Origin of the sequence: Streptomyces sp. NBC_00273, from assembly GCF_036178145.1 — a bacterium.
Classification (GTDB): Bacteria; Actinomycetota; Actinomycetes; order Streptomycetales; family Streptomycetaceae; genus Streptomyces.
The window spans coordinates 3,035,498-3,051,538 of sequence record NZ_CP108067.1 but is presented as its reverse complement, the minus strand read 5'-3'; the positions used below and the strand labels follow the sequence as shown (position 1 = coordinate 3,051,538).

12 protein-coding genes are annotated in these 16,041 nt (G+C 70.7%); 5 read left to right on the top strand and 7 right to left on the bottom strand.

The genetic code is table 11. From position 1 onward, the window contains the following. The first annotated feature begins 54 nt into the window (after positions 1–54). The 3 genes from dxs to OG386_RS12775 all read left to right on the top strand — a co-directional run bounded on the left by dxs (position 55) and on the right by OG386_RS12775 (position 4,514). A complete protein-coding gene (dxs, locus tag OG386_RS12785) occupies positions 55–1,971 on the top strand; it encodes a 1-deoxy-D-xylulose-5-phosphate synthase (protein WP_328788271.1) in 1,917 nt (638 codons plus the stop codon). A 124-nt stretch (positions 1,972–2,095) separates the two neighbouring features. Next, positions 2,096–3,595 carry an amino acid permease gene (locus tag OG386_RS12780; protein WP_328788270.1) on the top strand — a complete coding sequence of 500 codons (1,500 nt, stop codon included), beginning with the start codon at positions 2,096–2,098 and terminating at the stop codon, positions 3,593–3,595. Positions 3,596–3,704: 109 nt separating this feature from the next. Further along, entirely contained in the window at positions 3,705–4,514 is an 810-nt protein-coding gene (locus OG386_RS12775; RefSeq protein WP_328788269.1) for a class I SAM-dependent methyltransferase, read from the top strand. A 32-nt stretch (positions 4,515–4,546) separates the two neighbouring features. On the opposite strand, the gene OG386_RS12770 is transcribed toward OG386_RS12775, so the two are convergent. The 3 genes from OG386_RS12770 to OG386_RS12760 form a co-directional block, all read right to left on the bottom strand. Beyond that, positions 4,547–5,584 (bottom strand): LCP family protein, encoded by a 1,038-nt coding sequence (locus tag OG386_RS12770; protein WP_327382705.1) that lies wholly within the window; start codon positions 5,582–5,584, stop codon positions 4,547–4,549. 90 nt (positions 5,585–5,674) lie between these two features. Further along, complete coding sequence (locus OG386_RS12765) at positions 5,675–7,813, bottom strand: 3-hydroxyacyl-CoA dehydrogenase NAD-binding domain-containing protein (RefSeq protein ID WP_328788268.1); 2,139 nt, start codon at positions 7,811–7,813, stop codon at positions 5,675–5,677. Next, positions 7,810–9,036 carry a thiolase family protein gene (locus OG386_RS12760; protein ID WP_189739315.1) on the bottom strand — a complete coding sequence of 409 codons (1,227 nt, stop codon included), beginning with the start codon at positions 9,034–9,036 and terminating at the stop codon, positions 7,810–7,812. Before OG386_RS12760 ends, OG386_RS12765 begins: the two co-directional genes overlap by 4 nt. 314 nt (positions 9,037–9,350) lie before the next feature. On the opposite strand from OG386_RS12760, the gene OG386_RS12755 reads away from it, so the two are divergent. Next, on the top strand, positions 9,351–10,517 hold the full coding sequence (locus OG386_RS12755) for an alpha/beta fold hydrolase (RefSeq protein ID WP_328788267.1): 1,167 nt from the start codon (positions 9,351–9,353) through the stop codon (positions 10,515–10,517). A gap of 96 nt (positions 10,518–10,613) precedes the next feature. Here the strand turns inward: OG386_RS12755 and OG386_RS12750 are convergent, their stop codons facing one another. Beyond that, entirely contained in the window at positions 10,614–11,594 is a 981-nt protein-coding gene (locus tag OG386_RS12750; protein WP_328788266.1) for a hypothetical protein, read from the bottom strand. A 676-nt stretch (positions 11,595–12,270) separates the two neighbouring features. On the opposite strand from OG386_RS12750, the gene OG386_RS12745 reads away from it, so the two are divergent. Continuing rightward, positions 12,271–12,915, top strand: coding sequence for a hypothetical protein (locus OG386_RS12745; RefSeq protein WP_328788265.1), 645 nt, complete (start codon positions 12,271–12,273; stop codon positions 12,913–12,915). An 85-nt stretch (positions 12,916–13,000) separates the two neighbouring features. Here the strand turns inward: OG386_RS12745 and OG386_RS12740 are convergent, their stop codons facing one another. The 3 genes from OG386_RS12740 to OG386_RS12730 all read right to left on the bottom strand — a co-directional run bounded on the left by OG386_RS12740 (position 13,001) and on the right by OG386_RS12730 (position 16,038). Beyond that, positions 13,001–14,284: a ribonuclease D gene (locus tag OG386_RS12740; protein WP_328788263.1), complete on the bottom strand. Its 1,284-nt coding sequence runs from the start codon at positions 14,282–14,284 to the stop codon at positions 13,001–13,003. 161 nt (positions 14,285–14,445) lie between these two features. Further along, on the bottom strand, positions 14,446–15,108 hold the full coding sequence (locus tag OG386_RS12735) for a helix-turn-helix transcriptional regulator (RefSeq protein ID WP_007267191.1): 663 nt from the start codon (positions 15,106–15,108) through the stop codon (positions 14,446–14,448). Positions 15,109–15,381: 273 nt separating this feature from the next. Further along, the gene (locus tag OG386_RS12730) at positions 15,382–16,038 is read right to left on the bottom strand and encodes a DUF3000 domain-containing protein (protein ID WP_266606063.1); all 657 of its coding nucleotides are present in this window, start codon (positions 16,036–16,038) and stop codon (positions 15,382–15,384) included. Positions 16,039–16,041: the final 3 nt, after the last annotated feature.

The window sequence follows — 16,041 nt, the reverse complement described above, 5'->3', positions numbered from 1 at the left end:
CGGGGACGGAACATTAGACTCGACAGACCAGCAAGCAACTGCAAGGAGGCACGGGTGCTGCTGACCCGCATCAAGGGACCGCGCGATCTGGACCGGCTCAGCCAGGAGGAGCTCGACCAGCTCGCGGCAGAGATCAGGTCCTTCCTCGTCGACGCCGTCTCCAAGACCGGCGGGCACCTCGGCCCCAACCTCGGCGTGGTCGAACTGACGATCGCCCTGCACCGGGTCTTCGAATCGCCCAAGGACAAGATCCTCTTCGACACCGGCCACCAGGCCTACGTCCACAAGCTGCTCACGGGCCGCCAGGACTTCGGCAACCTGCGCTTCAAGGGAGGCCTGTCCGGCTACCCCTCGCGCGCCGAGTCCGACCACGACGTGATCGAGAACTCGCACGCCTCCACCGTGCTCGGCTGGGCCGACGGCCTCGCCAAGGCCAACGAGGTGATGGGCCGCGAGGACCACCACGTCGCCGCCGTCATCGGCGACGGCGCGCTGACCGGTGGCATGGCCTGGGAGGCGCTGAACAACATCGCCGCCGCCAAGGACCGCCCGCTGGTCATCGTCGTCAACGACAACGAGCGTTCGTACGGCCCCACCATCGGCGGCCTCGCGAACCACCTGGCGACCCTGCGCACCACGGACGGCTACGAGCGCTTCCTGGCCCGCGGCAAGGAGATCCTGGAGCGCACCCCGGTCGTCGGGAAGCCGCTCTTCGAGACCCTGCACGGCGCCAAGAAGGGCCTCAAGGACTTCATCGCCCCGCAGGGCATGTTCGAGGACCTCGGGCTCAAGTACATCGGGCCCATCGACGGCCACGACATCGAGGCCCTGGAGTCCGCCCTGCAGCGCGCCAAGCGCTTCAGCGGACCGGTCATCGTGCACTGCCTCACCCAGAAGGGCCGCGGCTACACCCCGGCCCTGGAGCACGAGGCGGACCGCTTCCACGCGGTCGGCGTGATCCACCCGGACACCGGCCTGCCCGTCAGCACCGACGCCGCCAGCTGGACCTCCGTCTTCGCCGACGAGATGGTCAAGCTCGGCAAGGAGCGCAAGGACATCGTCGGCATCACCGCGGCCATGCTCCAGCCGGTCGGCCTGAAGAAGTTCGCGGACGCCTTCCCGGACCGGATCTACGACGTCGGCATCGCCGAGCAGCACGGCGCCACCTCGGCGGCGGGCCTCGCCACCGGCGGCGCCCACCCGGTCTTCGCGGTGTACGCCACCTTCCTCAACCGCGCCTTCGACCAGGTCCTGATGGACGTGGCCCTCCACAAGTGCGGGGTCACCTTCGTCCTGGACCGCGCCGGCATCACCGGCACCGACGGCGCCTCCCACAACGGCATGTGGGACATGTCCATCCTCCAGGTCGTCCCGGGCCTGCGGCTGGCCGCTCCGCGCGACGCCGAGCAGCTGCGCGCCCAGCTGCGCGAGGCCGTCGAGGTCAAGGACGCGCCGACCGTGGTCCGCTTCTCCAAGGGCGTCGTCGGCCCGGCCGTCCCGGCCGTCGGCAAGATCGGCGGCATGGACGTGCTGCGCGCCCCGGGCGCCGAAGTCACCCGTCCGGACGTACTGCTCGTCTCGGTCGGTGCGCTCGCCCCGATGTGCCTGGAGATCGCCGACCTGCTGGACAAGCAGGGCATCTCGACGACCGTGGTCGACCCCCGCTGGGTCAAGCCCGTGGACGAGGCCCTGGCCCCGCTCGCGGACCGCCACCGCGTGGTCGTCACCGTCGAGGACAACGGCCGTACCGGCGGTGTGGGCGCCGCCGTCTCGCAGGCCCTGCGGGACGCGGGCGTCGACGTACCGCTGCGCGACTTCGGGATTCCGCAGCGCTTCCTCGACCACGCCCTCCGCAAGGAGATCATGGCCGAGATCGGCCTGACCGCGCCGGACATCGCCCGGCAGGTCACCGGCCTGGTCGCCAAGCTGGACGGCCGCTACGAGAGCGAGCCGGCCGCCGCCGTCGACTAGTCCGTCCCTCGCCGCGCGCACCGTTCGTAGATCGATGCGCGGTTGCACGTCACGGGCCGGGAGATCACTCTTGAAGAGTGGGCCTCCCGGCCCGTTCGTGCGTCGTCACCTCTCGGAGGCGTCGGTGAGCAAGGATCTGAACAGCCCATTCCGTACCAAGACGGTGGAGCAGTCCATCCGCGACACGGAGGAGCCGGAACACGCGCTCCGGAAGTCGCTTTCCGCCTGGGACCTCACGGTCTTCGGTGTGGGCGTCATCATCGGCACCGGCATCTTCGTCCTCACGGGCATCGCCGCCCGGAACAATGCCGGTCCCGCTACCGCCCTCGCCTTCGTGGCAGCGGGCATCGTCTGCGCCCTCGCGGCGCTCTGCTACGCCGAGTTCGCGTCCACCGTCCCGGTGGCCGGATCGGCGTACACGTTCTCGTACGCCTCGATCGGTGAGCTGCCCGCCTGGATCATCGGCTGGGACCTGGTGCTGGAGTTCGCACTCGGCACGGCCGTCGTCGCGGTCGGCTGGTCCGGATACGTGCGCCACCTCATGGACACCAACCTCGGCTGGACCCTGCCGACCTCCCTGTCCGGCCCCGATGCCGGCGGCCACTTCGACCTGCTGGCGTTCCTGCTGGTCCTGGTGCTGACGTGGATCCTGGTCGTCGGGACGAAGCTCTCGGCCCGCATCACCGCGGTCGTCGTCGCGATCAAGGTCACGGTCGTGCTGCTGGTCATCGTCGCGGGCCTGTTCTTCATCAAGGCCGACAACTACTCGCCGTTCATCCCGCCGGCCCAGCCACAGGCCGAGGGCGTCAGCGGCTGGCACTCGCCCCTGGTCCAGTTGCTCTTCGGCTACGAGCCCACGAACTTCGGCGTCATGGGCATCTTCACGGCGGCCTCGCTCATCTTCTTCGCCTTCATCGGCTTCGACGTGGTGGCGACCGCGGCCGAGGAGACCAAGAACCCCCAGCGGGACATGCCGCGCGGCATCCTCGGCTCGCTGCTGGTCTGCACGGTGCTCTACGTCGCCGTGACCCTGGTGGTCACCGGCATGCAGAAGTACTCGGAGATGTCCCCGACCGCGCCGCTCGCCGAAGCCTTCAAATCGGTGAACCAGCCGTTCTTCTCGGGCGCCATCAGCCTCGGCGCGGCCGTCGGTCTGATCACCGTGTGCATGATCCTGTTGCTCGGCCAGACCCGCGTGTTCTTCGCGATGAGCCGTGACGGACTGCTGCCGCGGGTCTTCTCCGTGACGCACCCGAAGTACCGCACCCCCTACCGGGCGACCCTGCTGCTCGGCGGGATCATCGCGATCGTCGCAGGCTTCACCAGCCTGGAGACCCTCGCGGAACTGGTGAACATCGGCACCCTGTTCGCCTTCGTGGTGGTCGCTCTCGGAGTGATCATCCTCCGCAAGAGCCGCCCCGACCTGCACCGGTCCTTCCGGACCCCGTGGGTGCCGTTCGTCCCGATCGTGTCGATCGCGGCCTCGTTCTGGCTGATGCTCAACCTGCCGGCGGAGACCTGGCTGCGCTTCGGCATCTGGATGGCCATCGGCATCATCGTCTACTTCTCCTACGGCTACCGCAACAGCCGCCTGCACAAGGTCGGCCAGGAAGCGGAGTTCTAGCCGCCGACCCGTCCGCCGCGGCGGACCGGCGAGGGCCGTACGGGCAACCCGTGCGGCCCTCGCGGCCGTACCCGCGGCGCCGGGCCCGGGACCCGTGTGGGGACCGCCCATGACGCACAGGGAGGAGCACCGGTTCGACGTGTGGACGGCCGGTGCCGGCTACGAGCGGTACATGGGCCGGTGGAGCCGCCCCGTCGCGGAGCGGTTCGCGTACTGGCTCGGCCGCCCGGAGCGGCTGCGGTGGCTCGACGTCGGATGCGGCACCGGCGGGCTGTCGGCTGCGGTGGCCGCCCGGTGCCGGCCCCGTGAGGTCCTGGCGATCGACCGGTCACCGGGGTACGCCGGCTGGGCGCGGGCCGCGGCCACGGCCGGGACCCACGTCGTCGTGGCGGACGCGGCGGCCCTGCCGGTGCGCGACGGGGCGTGCGACGCGGTGGTCAGCGGCCTGACCCTGAACTTCCTCGCGCCGCCCGCCGCGGCCGTCGCCGAGATGGTCCGTACCGTCCGCGCGGGTGGCCTGGTCGCGGCGTACGTGTGGGACTACGCGGGAGGCATGGACCTCCTGCGGCTCTTCTGGGGCGCGGCCGTCGACGCGGACCCGTCCGCGGCCGCGCTGGACGAGCGCCGACGCTTCCCCCTGTGCCGTCCGGACGCACTGGACGCGCTGTGGAGGCGGGCGGGACTGGGCGAGGTGTCGGTCGCCCCGATCGAGGTCCCCACGGTGTTCGCCGACTTCGCGGACCTGTGGGAACCGTTCCTGACGGGGCAGGGTCCGGCCCCGGGATACCTGGCCGCCCTGTCCGCGGCCGACCGGGAGAAGGTGCGGGACGCGCTCCGCGCGGCGCTCCCGTATGGGCCGGACGGCTCCGTCGCGCTCACCGCCCGGGCCTGGGCGGTGCGGGGGCTGCGCGCCGGGTGAGGACGGGCCGCGGCCCGGGCGCCTTGAGCGGCTCAGCCCTTGGCGGGGGAGTTCTTCGCCGAGGCCGGGACCGGCTGGTCCTTGCGTATGGCGTCCCACAGCTGCGTCGCCTGCGGCTCGGCCACGATCACGCGGTTGGGGTCCACCTTGTCGTAGGCGACCGGCAGCATGATCGTCTCCATCGTCTCCGGGTTCACGCCCTTCATGCTCTGCGCGAAGTCGGCGAGCGCCGTGAGCGAGCCGAGGTCGGAGTCGGTGGTCAGCGACTTGGTGCCGGCGTCCGCGAGCTTGTAGAGGCGCGCCGGGTTGCCGAGGGCGTCCTGCTTCTTGATCTCGGAGAGCATCGCCAGCATGAACTGCTGCTGGAGGCCTATGCGTCCGAGGTCGCTGCCGTCGCCGTAGCCGTAGCGGGTACGGACGAACTTCAGCGAGTCGGTGCCGTCCAGCCGGTGCGTGCCCGCGTCGAGCTTCAGACCGCCCTTGGCGCCGCTCATCGGCTTGTCCAGGGTGACGGTGACCCCGCCCAGCGCATCGACCAAGCCCTTGAAACCGGCGAAGTCGACCTCGACGAAGTGGTCCACGCGGACGCCGGACAGCTGCTCCACCGTGTTGACCACACAGGCCGGCCCGGCGAGCGAGTAGACGGAGTTGAACATGACCCGCTTCGCGGACGGCAGCGCCTTGCCGTCCCTGTCCTTGCACTCGGGCCGGGTGATCAGGGTGTCGCGGGGGATGCTCACCGCGGTGGCCTTGGCCCGGCCCTCGGGTATGTGCACCAGCATCGCGGTGTCCGAGCGGGCACCGCTGACATCGCCGTGGTCGAGATCGCCATTGGCCCCGGCGCGCGAGTCGGAGCCGAGCACCAGGATGTTCTGGGCGTTCGCGACGACCTTCGCGGGCCGGTTGTCGCCGATCGCCCGGTCCAGGTCGACGCTGTCGATGTTGGAGTTGAGGTGGCTGTACGTCCACCAGCCGGCCCCGGCCGTGCCCAGGATCAGCACGGCGACCAGCAGCAGGGTGATCCGCAGAATGCGGCGGCGGCGTCTGGGCCGCGCGTGCTTTTCCGTCATGGGGGTGAATCTTAGACAGGTATTCGAACGGCGGTGGCCCGCCCCCCGGAAGGGGCGGGCCGCGCCGTCGAACGGCCTGCGAGACCCGGACTAGGCCGGGATGCTCGCCAGGCCGGGGGCGAGGAACTTCTTGCCGTTCACGCGCTCCGAGACGCCTTCACGGTCCAGGTACGGCGTCACGCCGCCCAGGTGGAAGGGCCAGCCGGCGCCCGTGATCAGGCAGAGGTCGATGTCCTGGGCCTCGGCCACGACACCCTCCTCCAGCATCAGGCCGATCTCCTGCGCCACCGCGTCCAGGACGCGGTCGCGGACCTGCTCCTCCGTCAGGACGACGTCGCCCTGCACCAGGAGCGCGGCGACCTCGGGGTCCAGCTCCGGCTTGAAGCCGTTCTCCGCGTTGTAGACGTAGAAGCCGCGCTTGCCGGCCTCGACGACCCGCTTGAGGTTCGGGGAGACGGTGAAGCGCTCCGGGAAGGCGCGGTTCAGGGTCTCGGAGACGTGCAGACCGATCGCCGGACCCACGAGCTCCAGCAGCACCAGCGGGGACATCGGCAGGCCGAGCGGCTCGATGGCCTTCTCCGCCGTGACGACCGGGGTGCCCTCGTCGATGACGTTCTGGATCTCGCCCATGAAGCGGGTCAGGATGCGGTTCACGACGAACGCCGGGGCGTCCTTGGTGAGGACCGCGGTCTTCTTCAGCTTCTTGGCGACGCCGAAGGCCGTGGCCAGCGAGGCCTCGTCGGTCTGCTCACCGCGGACGATCTCCAGCAGCGGGAGGATCGCGACCGGGTTGAAGAAGTGGAAGCCGACCACGCGCTCCGGGTGCTGGAGCTTGGAGGCCATCTCCGACACCGACAGCGAGGAGGTGTTGGTGGCGAGGATCGCGTGCGCCGGGGCGACCGCCTCGACCTCCGCGAACACCTTCTGCTTGACGGACATCTCCTCGAACACGGCCTCGATGATGAAGTCCGCGTCCGCGAAGCCCTCGGCCTTGTCCAGGACGCCGCTCACCAGGGCGGTCAGGCGGTTGGCCTTGTCCTGGTTGATGCGGCCCTTGCCGAGCAGCTTCTGGATCTCGGCGTGGACGTAGCCCACGCCCTTGTCCACGCGCTCCTGGTCGATGTCGGTGAGGACCACCGGCACCTCCAGGCGGCGCAGGAAGAGCAGCGCCAGCTGCGAGGCCATCAGGCCCGCGCCAACGACGCCGACCTTGGTGACCGGACGGGCCAGGGACTTGTCCGGGGCACCGGCCGGGCGCTTGGCGCGCTTCTGCACCAGGTTGAAGGCGTAGATGCCCGAGCGCAGCTCGCCGCCCATGATGAGGTCGGCCAGCGCCGTGTCCTCGGCGTCGAAGCCGGCCTGGAGGTCGCCGGACTTGGCCGCGGCGATGATCTCCAGCGCGCGGTAGGCGGCCGGAGCGGCGCCGTGCACCTTGGAGTCCGCGATGGCGCGGCCCTTGGCGACGGCCGCGTCCCAGGCCTCGCCGCGGTCGATCTCCGCGCGGACGACCTCGGTGGTGCCGTTCAGGACGTTCGCGGTCCACAGGAGCGACTGCTCCAGGAAGTCCGCGCCCTCGAACAGCGCGTCGGCGATGCCAAGGTCGAAGACCTGCTTGCCGCGCAGCTGCTTGTTCTGGTTGAGCGAGTTCTCGATGATCACCGAGACCGCGCGCTCGGCGCCGATCAGGTTCGGCAGGATGGCGCAGCCGCCCCAGCCGGGAACCAGGCCGAGGAAGACCTCGGGCAGCGAGAAGGCCGGGATGGCCTTCGAGACGGTCCGGTAGGAGCAGTGCAGACCGACCTCGACGCCGCCGCCCATGGCCGCGCCGTTGTAGTACGCGAAGGTCGGGACCGCCAGCGCCGAGAGGCGCTTGAAGACGTCGTGGCCGCCCTTGCCGATGGCGAGCGCCTCGTCGTGCTTCTTCAGCAGCTCGACGCCCTTGAGGTCGGCGCCGACCGCGAAGATGAACGGCTTGCCGGTGATGCCCGCGCCGACGATGGAGCCCGCGAGGGCCTCCTGCTCGACCTGGTCGATCGCCGCGTTCAGGTTGGCGAGCGACTGCGGACCGAAGGTGGTCGGCTTGGTGTGGTCGAAGCCGTTGTCCAGCGTGATGAGCGCGAAGCGCCCGGCGCCGAACGGCAGGTCCAGGTGGCGCACGTGCGCGGACGTGACGACCTCGTCCGGGAACAGCTCGGCCGCGCCCTTCAGGAGCTCAGCGGTGGTGCTCACTTGGAGTCTCCCTCGGCGTTGAAGTTCGGGTTCTCCCAGATGACCGTGGCGCCCATGCCGAAGCCGACGCACATGGTGGTCAGGCCGTAGCGGACGTGCGGCTGCTCCTCGAACTGACGGGCCAGCTGCGTCATCAGGCGCACGCCCGAGGAGGCGAGCGGGTGACCGAAGGCGATGGCGCCGCCGTACTGGTTCACCCGGGCGTCGTCGTCGGCGATGCCGTAGTGCTCCAGGAACGCGAGGACCTGAACCGCGAAGGCCTCGTTGATCTCGAAGAGACCGATGTCCTCGATCGTCAGGCCGGCCTGGGCCAGGGCCTTCTCGGTGGCCGGGATCGGGCCGTAGCCCATGACCTCGGGCTCGACACCCGCGAAGGAGTACGAGACCAGGCGCATCTTGACCGGGAGGTTGTTCTCCCGGGCGAAGTCCTCGGACGCGATGATCGCGGCGGTGGCACCGTCGTTGAGACCGGCGGCGTTGCCCGCGGTGACCCGGCCGTGCGTACGGAACGGGGTCTTCAGGCCGGCCAGGTTCTCCAGCGTGGTGCCCGGGCGCATCGGCTCGTCGGTGGTGACCAGGCCCCAGCCCGTCTCACCGGCCGCCTCGTTGGTGTTGCGCACCGAGATCGGGACCAGGTCCTGCTGGATCTTGCCGTCGGCGTACGCCTTGGCGGCCTTCTCCTGCGAGCGCACGGCGTACTCGTCGGCGCGGAGCTTGGTGATCGTCGGGTACCGGTCGTGCAGGTTCTCGGCGGTCATGCCCATGAACAGGGCGGACTCGTCGACCAGCTTCTCGGAGACGAAGCGCGGGTTCGGGTCCACGCCCTCGCCCATGGGGTGACGGCCCATGTGCTCGACACCGCCGGCGAGGGCGACGTCGTACGCACCGAAGGCCACGCCGCCCGCGACGGCGGTCACGGCGGTCAGCGCGCCGGCGCACATGCGGTCGATCGAGTAGCCCGGGACGGACTGCGGGAGGCCCGCGAGGATGCCGGCCGTACGGCCCAGCGTGAGGCCCTGGTCGCCGATCTGCGTGGTCGCGGCGATGGCGACCTCGTCGATCTTCTTGGGGTCCAGGTCCGGGTTGCGGCGCAGCAGCTCCCGGATCGCCTTCACGACGAGGTCGTCGGCGCGGGTCTCGTGGTAGATGCCCTTCGGGCCCGCCTTGCCGAACGGGGTGCGGACGCCGTCGACGAAGACGACGTCCCTGACGGTACGAGGCACGTTGGCTCTCCTCCAGGTGCGGGTGTGCACTGCTGCGCGCGGGGGCGTTCGGCGTAGGTCGCTGAGCGCCCGCTCACCCGACCATGCTACTTGCGGGTAACCAATGTGCACACCCCCTCCCGGAGGAGCGGCGAAGGTCACACTCGGGCCGCGGCGCCGGGGCCCCGCGCCCCACCGATCGGACCCGTCCGGCCAACCCGTTCAGGTCACGTGCACCCGGCCCCCGGCCGCGATCGTGGCGCCGCCCCCGGACAGTCCCGATCCTGTCCGGGCCGGAGCGTCCCCTCCGGCCCGGTCGACGGAGGATGCGAGCAATGGCCACCACCACGCCCACGGACCACAAGGTTCCGCACATCTCGACGGTCCCCGCCAACGCGGGACAGAACGTCAAGCTGCACGTACGGGAGTACGACGGGACCCCGTCCGGCCCCAATGCGCAGCGCAAGGTCGTCCTGATGCTGCACGGGCGCAGCGTCCCGTCCGCCGTGGCCTTCGACCTCCAGCACGACGGCGGCAAGTACAGCTGGGCACAGCACCTGGCCAAGGCCGGATTCGACGTGTTCCTCATGGAGCTCACGGGCTCCGGCCTGTCGCCGCGTCCAGAGATGGACAAGCCCTGCAACGCCAATCCGCAGCACCAGGAGATCCTCGACCCGAACCCCCTGACGTACACCTGCACCCCGCCCTATCCGCACGAGCTCGGCAACTCGGAGAGCGAGTGGGGCGAGGTCGACGCGGTGGTCGAGTACATCAAGGCGAAGAAGGGCGTCACCAAGGTGGCCCTGGTCGGCCAGTCCGCCGCCGCCTTCGTGTTCGGGCCGTACGCGATCCAGTACTCGGAGAAGGTCGAGAGCCTGCTCCTCCTCGCGCCGATCTACCCGCCCGCCGGCCGGGCCAGCGCGCCGCCGAAGAGCTTCGGCGCACCGGTCGCGTCCTTCCCCGTGTCCACCCCGGCCTCCCTGTTCGGCTTCCCGATGAACCTGTCGAGCAGGACGGGCTTGGAAAGCGCCTGGGACAAGGAGGTGCGCTCCCCCAAGCAGCGGGCGGCGGGCATGGTCGACGCGGTCTGGAAGGAGCTCATGGCCGTCGACCCCGTCGGCAAGGCCTGGGGCGGCCCGACGGCCGGGGCGCCCGAGGGCGTGCTGCGGTTCCGCAACTCCTACTGGTGGGGCTGGAACCAGGACACCGTCCCGATCGGCGGTGTGCTCGGCGACGAGGTGCCGGTGATGATCGTCTACGGCGAGCACGACGCGACGGCGAACTCGCCCACCTTCTCGGTCCCCGCCTTCTACGACGCGATCCCCGGCGTCCGCAAACTGATGTTCCGGGTGTCCTGTGCCGGCCACTCCATGGTCTGGGAGCGCCAGTCCAAGGTCCTGCACCGGCTGTCCAAGCAGTGGCTCAAGCACGGGAAGGTCGACGACCTGGAGAAGGGCAGCTTCTACGTGGACGAGGACGGCGCCTACGCGGACACCCTCTAGGCGCGCCCGCCCGGGGCCCGCGCCCGGGCCCGCGCCCGAGGGCCCCGCTCGCGGTCGGCGAGCCGGGGCCCTTCCGACGGCCGCTGGAGCGGTCCGCTACCGGCGGAATCGGCCGTCAGGACGGCTTCCGGTCGATACCGGAGAGCGCGCCGAAGAACTCTTCGTGGTATTCCTCGGCGCCGGCCGCTGCAGACCGGGAATGGTTCCCTTTCGCCGGAGCAATGATCCTGTGCGAGAAATGGAGGCGGCCCGGGTGAATCGACCTGCATGGGGGGCAGGACTTCTGCGAGACATGTCCCCGGCCTTTTCGGTCAAAGTCGATAAGTGAAATCCCGCCCTCCGTTCCAGGGATTCAGACGTCGCGCCGACGGCGGAAGAGGGCGTAGCCGACGGCTCCCGCCGCGGCCAGGGCCGCGGCTCCGCCGAGCAGCCAGGGAGCCGTCCGCCGGGCCCCGCTCGCCCGGGGTGCGGCCGCCGGTCCTGGCAGTCCGCCGCGGCCGCGGTCACCCGGTAGCGGGCCCATTCCCTGGCCGGCTTGCCCTTCTCGTTCCAGTGCACGACGTAGAGGCCGGGCTCGGCGGCGCACCGGATGCGGACCGTGGCGGTCACCATCTTGTCGCCGTGCATCACGACCGGCTGCGTGAACCCGGGGGACGTGAGCTCGACCTCGCCGTCGTTGCCCATCTCCAGCCCGTCCTTGGCCCGGAGCTCCCCGCCGGCCTGCACGGTGCGCACGTCCCAGGCCGACGCCGGCCACTGCGTGCCCGCGGGGTACCTCTCCTCCATGGACTCCGGCGGCCGGGCGGCCGTCTTCCGTGCGCACTCCGCCCGCTCCGCCGCATCGGCCGGTGCCACCCGGACGGTGCCCCACAGCCGGTCGATCTCCGAGCCGATGTGCACGTCCACGGCCGAGCCGAACCGTACTTCGTAGGAGCCCGGTTCGGCGGTGCACGAAATCGTCGCCACGGCCTTGAGGAGGTTGTCGTCCATCCGGAACGTGCCATCGGCGGCGAAGGCCGGGGAGGTCACCCGGACGCCGCTGAAGGCGTCACTGGACCGCAGGGCCTCGGTTGTCACGCCGATCCGGTCCCCGGGCCTGGCCGAGAGTTCCGCACCGCTCGGCGCCGGCCGGGGCGGATCCTCGACCGACGCCGCTAACGCGTTTCCCGCTCCACCCGCCAACAGCAATGTCAGCGCTCCGACCGCGCCGATGTGTTGCGCTTTCGTGTGCAGCTAAACCCTTTGCTTTCTTATTGGCGATCTTCAAAGCCCTACATACTCTGCCTCCTCATCGAACTGACGCGGCATAAGGTCCATCGGCTGCGTCATCATTTCGCTCAGGAAGCACTCCCTTGACCAGATGGTTAACCCCACTCGCCCTCGGTGTCGGCGCGGTCCTGCTCGCTGCCCCACCGCTTCATCCGAGCGGCATACCCAAGGGGGTCTACTTCGACGGACTTCCCATGGTCGGAACGTTCTTCCGTGACAGCAAGGACATCGGCGGCGACACCTCCTGCACGGGAAGTGCCGTCCGAAGCAAGGGGAAGGACTTGGTGCTCACCGCAGGCCACTGCGCGAACGGTCTGGTCCGGGCGACGCACAGCATCTTCGTTCCGCAGTACCGCCACGGAAAGTCCGCGACCGAGCAGCCGGCCGGTGTCTTCCCGATCGGGGCGATCTATCGGGACCCCGGTACCCCAAGAACGAAACCGCCAAGGGGCCCCTGTCCGACCTGGACTTCGCCTTCGTCAAGGTGCACGCGAACGGCAAGGGGCTGCCCGAGAACATCACAGGGGCCCTCACCTTCACCGCCACCTCGGCCTACGAGCACAACGTGACGGTGGGCGGCTACCCGTCCAGCGCGTCGGTCAACAGCAAGCACCAGGCGATCACGTGCGACGTCCCCACCACCCGGCTCCCCGGGTTCCGGCAGCTGAAGATGGAGTGCGGCGGCTATTACGGCGGCGTCTCCGGCAGCCCGTGGATCAAGGGATACAACGCGGCTGCGCGCACCGGCCGGGTCGTCGGCAACATCGGCGCCGGCACCTTGGGCCAGGAGTACAAGCTCAAGGACCCCAACAGCACCTGGAAGGACGCCACCCTGCTGACCTCCGGGCAGTTCTCCGGAAACCAGAAGTGGGACCTCGTGGTCCGCTGGTCCAGCGGCGCGCTCAACAACTACGTCGGCACCACCACCGGCGGCCCCGGCGCCGAACAGCCCGTCCACGGCCCCAACAAGACCTGGACCCACAGCGTCGCCATGACCACCGGCCAGTTCACGAGCGACGGTCTCACCAACGACCTGATCATCCGCTGGTCCGACGGCGAGACCACCCTGTACCAGGACACCCGCATGAACAGCCTCGGCACCGAGCGGATGATCGCCCCGCCGGCCTGACCCGGGCGGCGGTCGGCGAACGGCGAGAGCCCCCGGCACCGGGCCGGGGGCTCCTACGGGTGGGATCGGGTCCCGGTCCGCCGGTTCAGGCGGTCGCGGCCAGGGCCGTGACCAGCACCGGGGTCACCAGTTCGATCTGCCAGGGCCGGGCACCGTAGCCCGCCAGGGCCTCCGACACCGCGTCCGCGTGCAGCCGCTGCGGCGGCTCCCAGCACAGCCGACGGACCGTGTCCGGGGTGATCAGGTTCTCCTGCGGCAGGTTCAGCGCCTCCGCCAGCGCCGAGACGGCGGTACGGGCCGCCGAGAGCCGGGCCGCGGCCGCCGGGTCCTTGTCCACCCAGGAGCGCGGCGGCGGGGGACCGGCCGGGGTCGCCCCGGGCTGCGGCAGCTCGTTCTCGGGCAGGGCCTTCGCCCGGTCCACGGCGGCCATCCACTGGTCCAGCTGGCGCCGGCCCATCCGCTGCCCGTAGCCGGGCAGGGCGGACAGGGTGTGCACGTTGGCCGGCAGGGCGAGCGCGGCCTCGACGATCGCGGCGTCGCCCAGCACCTTGCCCGGCGACACGTCACGTCGCTGCGCGATCCGGTCCCGGGACTCCCACAGCTCCCGCACGACCGCCATCTGCCGGCGCCGGCGCACCTTGTGCATGCCGGACGTACGGCGCCACGGGTCCTTGCGCGGCGGGGCGGGCGGGGCGGAGGCGATGGCGTCGAATTCCTGGTGGGCCCATTCGAGCTTGCCCTGCCGGTCCAGTTCCTTCTCCAGCGCGTCCCGCAGGTCCACGAGCAGCTCCACGTCCAGGGCGGCGTAGCGCAGCCACGGCTCGGGGAGCGGGCGGGTGGACCAGTCGACGGCGGAGTGGCCCTTCTCCAGCGCGTAGCCGAGCACGCTCTCGACCATCGCGCCGAGTCCGACCCGCGGGAAGCCGGCGAGGCGGCCCGCCAGCTCGGTGTCGAACAGGGAGGTGGGCACCATGCCTATTTCGCGCAGGCACGGCAGGTCCTGGGTGGCGGCGTGCAGGATCCATTCGGTCTCGGACAGGGCTTCGCCCAGTGCGGACAGGTCGGGACAGCCCACCGGGTCGATCAGCGCGGACCCCGCACCCTCACGGCGCAGCTGCACCAGGTAGGCGCGCTGGCCGTAGCGGTACCCGGAGGCCCGTTCGGCGTCGACGGCGACGGGCCCGGTGCCCGCGGCGAAGGCCGCGACCACTTCGGCGAGGGCGTCCGCGTCGGCGACCACCGGAGGAATCCCCTCGCGGGGCTCCAACAAGGGAGTCGGCAGCCCACCGGGCGGAACAACGACGTCGTCCGAGGGGCCGCCCCCGGTGGTGGTGCGCAGGTCTGCTGCGGGATCTTGGGCGTCGGTCACCGGTCAAGGGTATCCGTGTATACGACGCGCCCGTCGCCGGAACGTTCCGTCGACGGGCGCGAGCGGTATGCGGGGAGTTTTCCCGGGGTATTCCGGGGGTCTCCCGGCAGGTTCCCCGGCAGCGGCTCCCGAGGCGGATATCCGGGGGTTCCGGCCGGCGCTCAGTGGATGATCCCGGTGCGCAGCGCCACGGCGACCATTCCGGCGCGGTCACCGGTGCCCAGCTTGCGGGCGATCCGGGCGAGGTGGGACTTGACGGTCAGGGCGGACAGGCCCATCGAGACGCCGATGGCCTTGTTGGACTGGCCCTCCGCGACGAGGCGCAGGACCTCGACCTCGCGGCCGGAGAGCTCTCGGTAGCCGCCCGGGTGGCTCGGGGCACCCGGGGGGCGGCGGTGCATACGGGCGGCGGCAGCGCCGATGGGGGCGGCGCCGGGCCGGGTGGGGAGCCCGATGTTGGTCCGCGTACCGGTGACGACGTAGCCCTTGACGCCGCCCGCGAGGGCGTTGCGCACGGCGCCGATGTCGTCGGCGGCGGACAGGGCCAGGCCGTTGGGCCAGCCGGCGGCCCGGGTCTCGGAGAGCAGGGTGAGACCGGAGCCGTCGGGCAGGTGTACGTCGGCCACGCAGATGTCGCGCGGGCTGCCGACGCGGGGGCGGGCCTCCGCGATGGACGACGCCTCGATCACGTCACGTACTCCGAGGGCCCACAGATGGCGGGTCACGGTGGAACGGACGCGCGGGTCGGCCACGACGACCATGGCCGTCGGCTTGTTCGGGCGGTAGGCGACCAGGCTTGCGGGCTGCTCGAGAAGAACGGACACCTAGGCCTCCTGGGGGAGTGGCGGGACGGCCGGCTCGGGGAAGGAAGCCGGTGCGAACCGTGCGGATGGTCACCCACTCCTTCGGCACGTCACCCGCCCGGCTTTAGGGAATGATCACGATTTGGTGAGTAACAATTCGGGCAATTCGGACGCACGATCGATCATCGGTTGATCAGAAGCCCGCAAGGGACGCCGTCTTTCGACAGTCCGCCCAGTTCTTCGATCAGTCGTTCTGCGCCGCACGCCGATTCCGGGGGCCGTCCGGCCCTGCGGCTACGGGTGGTGCGGACCGCGACGCTGTGGCAGGGAGACCACGCCCGTCGCCGTGTCCGTCGGACCCACCGGCGGCAGCCCGGCGATCTGGCACAGCAGTTCGCACCACGCCGACAGGTGCGCCGAGGTGTCCGGCACCCCGCCCACGCCCTCGCGCGGCGTCCACGAGGCCCTGATCTCGATCTGCGTGGCCGGTCGCCGCTCCGCGAGCCCGCCGAAGTAGTGCGAGCCCGCCATGGTCACCGTGCCGCTCGCCTCCCCGTACGCCAGCCCGCGCGCCTCCAGCGCCCCGGTCAGCCAGGACCAGCACACCTCGGGCAGCAGGGGGTCCGCGGCCATCTCCGGCTCCAGCTCCGCGCGCACCAGCGTCACCAGCCGGAAGGTGCCCTGCCAGGCGTCGTGCCCGGCCGGATCGTGGAGCAGGATGAGCCGGCCGTCGGCCAGGTCGTCCTCGCCGTCCACCACCGCGGCCTCCAGTGCGTAGGCGTGCGGCGCCAGTCTCTGGGGTGGTTTCGTGGGGTCGATCTCGATCCCCGGACGCAGCCGGGCCTTCTTCAAACCGTCGACCGCCCGCCGGAACGGGAGCGGGACGGAGCTCTCCTTCGCGCTGTCCGTACCCTCGGCGCCATCTGAAAATCGTCCCTGAGCCGCAGCCATGCG